At 35.4% G+C, this 8,981-nt stretch carries 11 protein-coding genes; 9 read left to right on the top strand and 2 right to left on the bottom strand.

The window, feature by feature from the left end:
- From BM084_RS18830 to BM084_RS19575, 3 genes are all read left to right on the top strand, one after another.
- Positions 1 to 411 (top strand): ATP-binding protein (locus tag BM084_RS18830; protein ID WP_143083699.1); only part of this gene is annotated, 411 nt, incomplete at its 5' end.
- A 227-nt stretch (positions 412 to 638) separates the two neighbouring features.
- Positions 639 to 941, top strand: coding sequence for a hypothetical protein (locus BM084_RS18825; protein WP_093306669.1), 303 nt, complete (start codon positions 639 to 641; stop codon positions 939 to 941).
- A gap of 208 nt (positions 942 to 1,149) precedes the next feature.
- On the top strand, positions 1,150 to 1,272 hold the full coding sequence (locus BM084_RS19575) for a hypothetical protein (protein ID WP_262506686.1): 123 nt from the start codon (positions 1,150 to 1,152) through the stop codon (positions 1,270 to 1,272).
- Between the two features lie 18 nt (positions 1,273 to 1,290).
- Here BM084_RS19575 and BM084_RS18815 read toward each other — a convergent pair whose 3' ends face one another.
- Positions 1,291 to 3,492, bottom strand: a complete 2,202-nt coding sequence (locus BM084_RS18815; RefSeq protein WP_093306665.1) for a S41 family peptidase — start codon at positions 3,490 to 3,492, stop codon at positions 1,291 to 1,293.
- A gap of 16 nt (positions 3,493 to 3,508) precedes the next feature.
- On the bottom strand, positions 3,509 to 4,801 hold the full coding sequence (locus BM084_RS18810; RefSeq protein ID WP_093306663.1) for an erythromycin esterase family protein: 1,293 nt from the start codon (positions 4,799 to 4,801) through the stop codon (positions 3,509 to 3,511).
- 376 nt (positions 4,802 to 5,177) lie between these two features.
- On the opposite strand from BM084_RS18810, the gene BM084_RS19570 reads away from it, so the two are divergent.
- The 6 genes from BM084_RS19570 to tnpA form a co-directional block, all read left to right on the top strand.
- The gene (locus BM084_RS19570) at positions 5,178 to 5,309 is read left to right on the top strand and encodes a hypothetical protein (protein ID WP_262506685.1); all 132 of its coding nucleotides are present in this window, start codon (positions 5,178 to 5,180) and stop codon (positions 5,307 to 5,309) included.
- A 4-nt stretch (positions 5,310 to 5,313) separates the two neighbouring features.
- Complete coding sequence (locus BM084_RS18805; RefSeq protein ID WP_093306660.1) at positions 5,314 to 5,709, top strand: hypothetical protein; 396 nt, start codon at positions 5,314 to 5,316, stop codon at positions 5,707 to 5,709.
- 11 nt (positions 5,710 to 5,720) lie between these two features.
- Positions 5,721 to 6,179, top strand: coding sequence for a DUF6730 family protein (locus BM084_RS18800; RefSeq protein ID WP_093306658.1), 459 nt, complete (start codon positions 5,721 to 5,723; stop codon positions 6,177 to 6,179).
- 414 nt (positions 6,180 to 6,593) lie between these two features.
- Positions 6,594 to 7,316 carry a DUF6088 family protein gene (locus tag BM084_RS18795; RefSeq protein ID WP_093306656.1) on the top strand — a complete coding sequence of 241 codons (723 nt, stop codon included), beginning with the start codon at positions 6,594 to 6,596 and terminating at the stop codon, positions 7,314 to 7,316.
- Entirely contained in the window at positions 7,313 to 8,293 is a 981-nt protein-coding gene (locus tag BM084_RS18790) for a nucleotidyl transferase AbiEii/AbiGii toxin family protein (RefSeq protein WP_093306654.1), read from the top strand. Before BM084_RS18795 ends, BM084_RS18790 begins: the two co-directional genes overlap by 4 nt.
- A gap of 409 nt (positions 8,294 to 8,702) precedes the next feature.
- Positions 8,703 to 8,981 (top strand): IS66 family insertion sequence element accessory protein TnpA (gene tnpA, locus BM084_RS18785; RefSeq protein WP_093306650.1); only part of this gene is annotated, 279 nt, incomplete at its 3' end.

The raw sequence follows: 8,981 nt of genomic DNA, 5'->3' as shown, positions 1-8,981 counted from the left end.
GTAGGTTCGTTACAATCTCTAATTGAAGAAACCGAGACTAGTTTTGAAATTGATTTTTCTGAAATTGAATTTCTTAAGGTTAACAAATTTTACCTGAATAGCATCTTTCTAAATCTAATCACCAATTCCATAAAATATGCTAAACCGGGAATTCCACCCATAATTTCTATTAGTTCTAAAAAAAATGAGACCGGTTCTCAAATTCATTTTGTAGATAACGGAACTGGTTTCGATATGGAAAAAAGTGAGAACAGGCTATTTGAATTGCACCAAAAGTTTACAGATCATAAGGACAGTAAGGGAATTGGTCTATATCTGGTAAAGAGTTATATGAATAGCTTAGGTGGTGATATTGATGTTAGGAGCAAAACCGGAGTTGGGACTTCTTTTATTTTAAGTTTCAAAGATTGAAGAATAACGCAAAACTTCTTATGGCAATTGTAGATTTTACTCCATTTGATGTATTCCCACACGTATAAAGGCCTACTCTTTCTGGTAGATAATTTGCAGATGGAAACTTCATACTGGGTGGTCTGAGCGTTATTATGATTTCCCACCTATTTTTCTTTTTACTATATTTAATAGCCTGAAAGGTGGTTGGTAACTATGGAAAAATTTATTCTTGAGTCTGAAAAGCAGTGGCCAGGTTAAGATCTGGAATCAATGATTTCATAGAAGATAAAATTGAGGGGAGTACTACCAATCTGATTCTTTTTATCCTTTCCTTCTTTATCCTTGTCGTTTTAAGTTTCAGTTTAATTTTTGGTGTAGAAACTATAATAGACAGTTACGTCTATTTTCTAGTACTTCTTATAGTGCTGGCGGTAGTTTTGGTTTGGCTGGCCATATTTTATGAATCAGATAAACACCTGGAGACCGATCGGCATTATTTTAAGGTGGAACCTATTGATAAATACCAGATAAGAATACATCAATCTTGATAAAAACGCTAAAGAGCAGTTTCTTAGACTGCTCAAAGGCCGAAAGGTACAGGAGAAGATAAATTTCACCGTTGGTAATAAAAGCGGGGATTCTGCAAACCATAGGATTCTCTTTGTCTTATTCGATGAATTGTTAGTTGGTGGAATTCAAGATTTCTCGGGAGAAAGGAAACGTGACTTTTTCCAGCTGCTGATGAATTCCTTTTTGATGAACAACGAACCACTTAAAGAAAACACTTTAAAAACCAGTTTTTCCGCCTGGAAAAATGACCAGGCAAAAGTAATCTCCCCGAAATCAACGGAAATTCATCCGTCAGATGTTGGGAGTTGATAAGAATTAGGCTGTTTATTATTCTTTTAGTATTGTTTCGATCCCTTTTTCCAGCAGTTCATCCTCATCGTTTATAATTCCCTGGATGGTTGGAGTCACTTTAATATCCGGAATAATACCTGTTCTCTGGGTTTCCTCCCCATTAGGGTAATAAACCCCAATCCCTGAAATAATAGTTTTTAGTCCCCCGGGTAATAGAATTTGAGAGATATTTCCATCTGCTCCTGCGGTCGTACTTCCAATTATAGTGGTATTGTCCCCGGCTCTAAAAGCCATTGCAGTATACTCAGATTGGCTTATAGATTCTTCATTGACCAGTACAACAAGTTTGTTCTTATAAGAATTAGCTGTGCCCGGGATTTCTATGGGTTCGGTGAAGGTGAATTCTCCAGGGTTATCAATATCTACTTTTGTAAACTTGACAAATGGGGTAGATTCCGAAACAAAGAAGGAACCTAAACTGAAAGGTACAAAAGTGGAAGGGTAATTTCTGATATCTATGATAATTCCCCTGGTGTCTTTGAAGGTTTCCTTAATTTTGGGAATATCATTTTTCTGTATGGTGCCGAGGTATATATAGCCAATATTATTTTCTAATAGTTTATAAGATTCTGGTTTACTTTTATTATACCATTGTGAGATATCTAATTCATTCCTGGGATATAATTTTAGGTTTATACTTTGTTTTTCGGAATTCGCGGAAGTATACTTAATTGTAATTTCTGAGGAATCTGAACGTAAGAGATCAGAAGCCATAGCTCTTAATCGGGCAGGAATATTCGAAGCAGGATAATATTTTTTTTTCTCATCAATGATTTCTTCAATGCTTTTCCCATTTATGTGAGTGATGATGTCACCAGCTTTTAAAACTCCTTCGTCCTTTAGCTCACTGTTATAATATTCGGTCACCACTAGTTTATTTTCAATAAAGCGAAGTTGAAAGGGAGGGTAATTTTTTCCTTTCCATTCTTGAATTTTATCACCTCCCTCACTTAAATTTGCGTGGGTATCCCGGACTTCCGCAATGATCTTTAGTGCAGTTAGCTCATATTCCAGCTCGTTATCTGAGTTGATAAAATCTGGTATGTATTGAACAAGCACTAGGTTCCAGTCTGTATCGGTTAAATGTTTATAGGGAAAAAAGTAATTAATGATATTCCAATACCTGTAAAGTGCTAGCAACCGGAATCCATCATCGGGATAAGTCATTTCTGAATAGGCGTTTTCGTTTTTAAATATGGCATTTCCTGTAGGAGCAGTCCTCAAATAGAAATGCTTACCCTGTGAGCGGTTTTCATAAACGGAGCGCAATTTTTCCTGAAGTTCTTCTTCCTGAACCTTTATCCAATCGAAATCAGGTTTAATAGGTGAACTCTTAGCCGTGGTTTCGCAGTTTTCACGTGGTGTCAGCTCACCCAGGGAATCGATCCAGTTGATAAGCCATTTGTTTCTTTCCTGCTCACTTGTAATTTCCATATAGCCAGGAAGAAACCTGAATAATTCATAATCCCAGTTGTAGTTTCCCTGCGCGATGGCAGGATGATAATATTTTAAAAAACCCCAAACCCGACCTAAAAGCTCCAGGTCATTGATCTTTTCCGAGGTTAATTCCGATAATTCAATATTTGAACCCTTATCAAACTCCGTGTCTAACTCAGCTTTAGTTCGTTCTTTATTAACTTCTTTTAAGGTCTGAATATTCTTATCGTCAATTTTTACTACAAAATCATCAAACCAGGCCTCTCCATCACCGGCCAGAATCCCGGCTACATATATGTTTTGGGCATCCTCGGGATAATTTAAGGTTATGCTATATTGCTTCCAGTCTTTGGTGCCAGTAATACTTTGATCCTGCATATTGTTAAATTCCAGTGGAATGCCATTTCCGTCAATGCGCATCAATAACCCTGCATATCCATTCTCCACGTTTCTGATTTTCATATAGCCTTCCAGCCGAATGGTTTTTCCGGTGTAATTTGCAGGAATTTTATAGGCTATACTTCCAAAGGAACCACCATCTGCCACTATTTTACCAGAGCTTTTCCCGGAATAGACTTCCAGGGTATCCGTTTCTAAATTGTATTTACCCCATTTGATCCAACCTTCCGGTAAATTACTCGTGCTAGTATGGGTTTCAAATCCGAGGTTGAGTTTCTCTTTTTGCTGTTTTGGACTTTTACACCCAGCGATAATCATAATTAATAGTAGAATTCTCTTCATTTCGCATATATTATTCCTAATTCAAGTCATAATTAGCACTGGAAATACTCTTGATATAGATCAAGCCATCAAACATCTTAGAGAATTTTTTCGAAATCAGCGTTTTATTTTTTGGATCAAAACCTGGACCGCCTAATAGTAATTGTTTCTTCTTGTCACTAAAAAAATCGTTCATATGAATATTTTTCAAAGCCATATCCATATCTATAAAGTAAATATCCTTATTTGCTTCATAAAGTGTTCTTGAGTAAGTTCTGCGATATGGTTTTTCTATTTCATAAAGATCCCAGTAATTTGGTTTGTTTTTTCTGGTAACAAAGCCTATTGCTTTACCCGTACCAAAATCAAAATATACACTATAATAGTCCTCTTTGTAGAAATCCTTTAAATGTCCTCCCGCACTAATCCAACCACTCCCGTAGGATAGCATTTCGTGGTTATTGATATGCTCATTATGAGCCCAGATAAATGCTTTCCCGTTGCTTGTATTATTATCAATGATCCATTTTACACTTTCAAACATTTTACGATCCCTAACGTCACTTTTAGAATGCTGTAAATAGTAGGTATAAGCTTTCAAGTAATTAAGTGCCCTTAGAATGGTAGTGAATTCTTCTTCTTGTTTCGGATAATGGTTTTTCTGGTGATCTGTAATAATCTGTTCAACTTCCCGAAGTTTAGGGAGCTGAATATCGGCCCAGTTTGTCGATTTATCATAATCAATTTTCTTGTGAGTAGTGCTGTCTACTACAGAAAGAAGTTCTTCTCTCACAGGCACTTGATATTCCTTTACAAAATCACGAATTTCCTGGTTTATGCCTTCTACATTCTGAATATCCATTCCATAAAAACGGATTTTTTCTTCATTAGGATGTGCAAGGTTATAGTTCCTCATCCATTCCAAAAGATCTACAACTTCCCGATTATACCAGGGTAGGATACTGAAATTGTTGGCTATGGTCTTAGCGTTCCCTTTGCCACCGCCTATCCACTCATTAATACCAGCTTCCGCGGGGTAAGACTCTTCCATTATGAAGACTTTTACGTCTTGGTTCTTTACCAGATATTTGAAGTATTTTGCCTTTATATTGAAAAACTCCTTTCCATGATGAGAAGCTTCTCCAAACCCGAAAATCTTCGCGTTTTTAAACTTTTCAGGGATTTGGTCATTGAAATTTGGCAGATCTGTATTAGGATCTGCATCTTCAATTTCTATCGCATTTTGATTGATCCAGTTGATGACTTCTTCCTCCTGGGCATTAATGGTAAATGAGAGGAGAAACAGAGAAGTGAAAAGTAATGATTTCATTAAAAATTTTTAAATATTATAAGTATGAGCTGGCAAATAGATTGCTGGGAAGTTAAAAATATGATATTTTATTCACTTTCAACCATAGGTTCATAAGCTATTTATTGCACAGTTTTAATTAGTCAGACATTCTTTTTGGATTAATAGATCACTGTTTATATAAGTGTCAAAAAGTGACTCCTGGGGTATATATTTACTATTAATTCCCGAAATCAGCGAAAATTCATCCGGCAGATGCTAAATAAAGAATAATTATAGCATAATTCGCTTCTTATTTGATTTATCCTATTGATTTATAGGTATTTACTTTCCTAAGTTTGTCCTGTACAAAAAAGTAAAAGGCCTTTTACTCATTTCTAATTTTAACCATATAATTATGAATGAGCAGGAACAAGTAGTGGGTTTATTGGAAGATATTAAAGTACTTCTCTCCCACACCAAAAAAGTAATGAACGTGGAAGACCTGGCACAATATACGGGTTCGGGAAGTACAGCAGGAAAGACTTAATGAGTTGAAGGGCCTCAGACAGGAGATCAAAAATATACATGACCGCGTACTTCAGTCGAGACCAAAATCCCTGGATGAATATATCAGTAAAATGAAAGCCCAAAAGGTTGAAGTGATTCCCACCATCAATAAAGCGAATCAACTACAGGGCTTTCGAGTGGAATACAAAGGAGTTAACCTCAAAGCAAGTGAAGTGGACCGGTCGATGAGCGGGAATAGATTAATTCCCCAGATCGTCCAAAACAAAAGTTTCACAAGGCTAAAAGAAGTACCTAAAACTTTTCAGGTATTGGGTAAGACAGTGCAACTAAGCAGCAACCTTTCAACCAAAATAGCTAAAGAGATTTTAAAAGGAACAATAAAAATTATAAAAGATACCGGAATAGGTATAGGATATTAAAACTTTAAGTGATGAAAAAACTAGATGAAATTATGGAATTGATGGCCGATGAAATGAAGGATTTCAAAACGGCAGTGCTGGAGCTTCAAAAGCTTTCGGGACAATTGGTCAAGATGTGCATCCCCATAAGCACGGAAGCTGTGGAAAAGAACCTGAACACATTCCTGCTAAAGCAGCAGGCAGAAAAAGAAAAAACAGATGAAATCCTAAAGGAGATAGACAGAAAATTAAAACACGCCAGGATCATACCTAATTACCTCCTGATCCTTTTTGGAATCTCACGAATCATTGCCTTGAGTTCAGTGGGTTATTTTGGGTATACCTCGAAAGAAAATGTAGAAGAAAACTTTGAAGTTTACCAAACGATTATGGAATCACGGAATAAATCTTACCAAGATTATTTTGCAGCATATCCGGGAATCCAGGAGGCATACTGCGAGTGGCTACAGGGTGGATACCAGGGTTTGTAATGACAAATGCCCCTTTGAAAAAATTAGTAAATTTGCGTCAAATGGCCTGAAACCCCCAGTAAAACCGTCGAAATTGCGGCAAAAAATTAGTAAAAAATAAAAGCAAATTTTTAAATGAGTGGACAGTGAGTGGACAAGGAGTGGACATTACTAGTAAATGACTTGGAAAAGCCTGAAAACAGGCGAAAATTTACTGGTTTTTGATAAAATCTAATTGTATGCGCCCTATGCTGTTTTTACTTTACGCTTACCCCCCGTACACTATAAAAACAGCAGAGGATCCAGCGCAGATTATGGTAGATATGTCATGAGATTAGTTTAAAATTTTTAATACACTCAATAAAATATTTGAAAATTGTCCAGTTATTTATTTAATAAACTGGACAAAATATTATATTTGAAAAAGTATAATTCTTGAAAACAACCGAATATATAACAAATAAGATTAATAGATTCCCAAAAGGTTATGTTTTCACCTATGAGGATTTTAGTATAGAGGTGGAAAGAAAAGAAGCTGTGATTAAAGCTTTGAACCGAATGGTGGAAGCAGGGAAAATTTCTAAACTATCCAAAGGAAAATATTACAAACCGGAAAAAACTCCATTTGGAGAATTGCAACCGGATCAGGAACAGGTTGTAAAAGATCTATTGGAAGATGATGGAAAGCCTATAGGCTATCTTACCGGTTATAGTATTTATAATAAATTAGGTTTGACCAGCCAGGTAAGTAATACTATTCAGATTGGAAGAAATGAAGTACGGCCAAAGTTTAAAAGAGAACGTTACACAATTTCTTTTATAAAACAGAAAAACATAATCACCAGGCAGAACATTCCTTTACTTCAAATTTTAGATAGTATAAGGTACATCAAAAAAATACCTGATAGCACTTTAAAAGGATCTTTAGAACGACTGTTGAAAATAATAGAAAAACTATCAGATAATGACAAGAAGGAACTCGTCAGATTATCTTTAAAATATCCACCTTCTACTAGAGCACTGCTAGGTGCAATGCTAGATGAACTAAACGAAGTGTCTACAAAATCCTTAAAAGCTTCTCTGAATCCAATTACAAAGTATAAAATTCCCGGAGCTTCTAGAATATTGTCAAATACAAATCTTTGGAACATTATATGAGACTTCATCAGAATAAAAAGCTTTTTAAGCAAGCCATACAATTTACTTCTGACCAGATGCAAATACGACCTATATATGTTGAAAAAGACTATTGGGTAACATATGTACTCTATACAATATATAATAATAGAATAGGAAAGGATACGATATTTAAAGGAGGTACAGCTTTGTCAAAATGTTATAAGATCATTGAAAGATTTTCTGAGGATATTGACTTGGTGGTTCTAAGAAATGAGGGAGAGTCCAATAATATGCTAACTACAAAAATTAGAGAAATTAGTAAGGTAGTTAAAGAAGTTTTACCGGAAATTAATATAGAAGGACTCACACAAAAAATGGGTATGAATCGTAAAACTGCCCATTCTTATTCCAAAGAATTCGAGGGTAACTACGGTCAGGTTAGAGACGCCATCATAGTTGAAGCCACCTGGTTGGGATATTTCGAACCATATACAAAAAAGAAAATCTCTTCATTTATCGGGGAAATGATGATTGAAAATGATCAAGTCGATATTGTAAATGAATATGAGCTATTGTCTTTTGAAGTTTTAGTACTGGAACCTACAAGAACAATTTGTGAAAAAATAATGAGCCTTGTGCGTTTTTCATATAGTGATAATCCCGTTGAAGATTTAAAGAAAAAGATAAGGCATCTTTATGATTTGCATAAACTCTTACAGAAAAAAGAATTTGCAAACTTTTTTAATTCTAAGGATTTTGAGGAGATGCTTTTAAAAGTAGCAAATGATGATGTGAAAAGTTATAGGAACGATAATGCGTGGTTAATATACCATCCTTCAAAAGCTCTCATATTTAGTGATTCAAATAAGCTCCGAACAGAGCTAAAGAAAGTTTATTTGGATGAATTTCAAAATTTGGTCTATGGGGAATTTCCCGATGAAAAGGAACTGTTCTCAACTTTAAACAACCTTAGGGATAGGTTGCTGACCATTGAATGGAATATCGAACTGAAATAATATTTTAATAGAATTATTAGTGAGGTATGTATAAACCCAATGAAAAACAAGGTTTGTAATGACAAATGCCCCTTTGAAAAACTTAGTAAAATTGCGGCAAATGCCCTGAAACCCTCAGTAAAACCGTTGAAAATTGCGTCAAAAATTTAGTAAAAAAAGCAATTTTTTTTAAATGAGTGGTCAAAAGCGAGCAGATTACCAGTAAATGGCTTGGGAAAGCCTAAAAACAGGTTAAAATTTACTGGTTTTAAAAAATCTAATAGGTTGCGCTCTATGCTGTTTTTACTTTACGCTTAACTTCCCGTACACTATAAAAACAGCATAGGATCCCGCGCCAGTTATGTATCCAGTTGGCTAAGTACATCTTTTGTAAACTTAAGATAAATTCTAGCTTGCCCACAAAAAAGAAATGGATAAGCAAGCCTATATGTATGAGTTAATCGAGAAATGGGAAGTTAGCGGTCTAAGTAAAAAAGATTTTTGTCACCATCATGGGATAACTCGTAGTAATTTTTACTACTGGATTAAAAAATGGAAGAACAGGAAATCGGAAGCTCCAGATGGATTTGTGGATATCACTCCTGATAAAGCAGCTATTTTTCATTCGCAGTATCGCCTGCGATATCCCAATGGAGTACAGCTAGAAGTCAGTGGTATTGGTTTGAATCAACTAGCAGCCCTGGTAAAC

This window comes from Salegentibacter agarivorans, from assembly GCF_900113135.1.
GTDB lineage: Bacteria > Bacteroidota > Bacteroidia > Flavobacteriales > Flavobacteriaceae > Salegentibacter > Salegentibacter agarivorans.
Note: the sequence above shows the minus strand (reverse complement) of the source record. Positions and strands in the feature narration are given on the sequence as shown.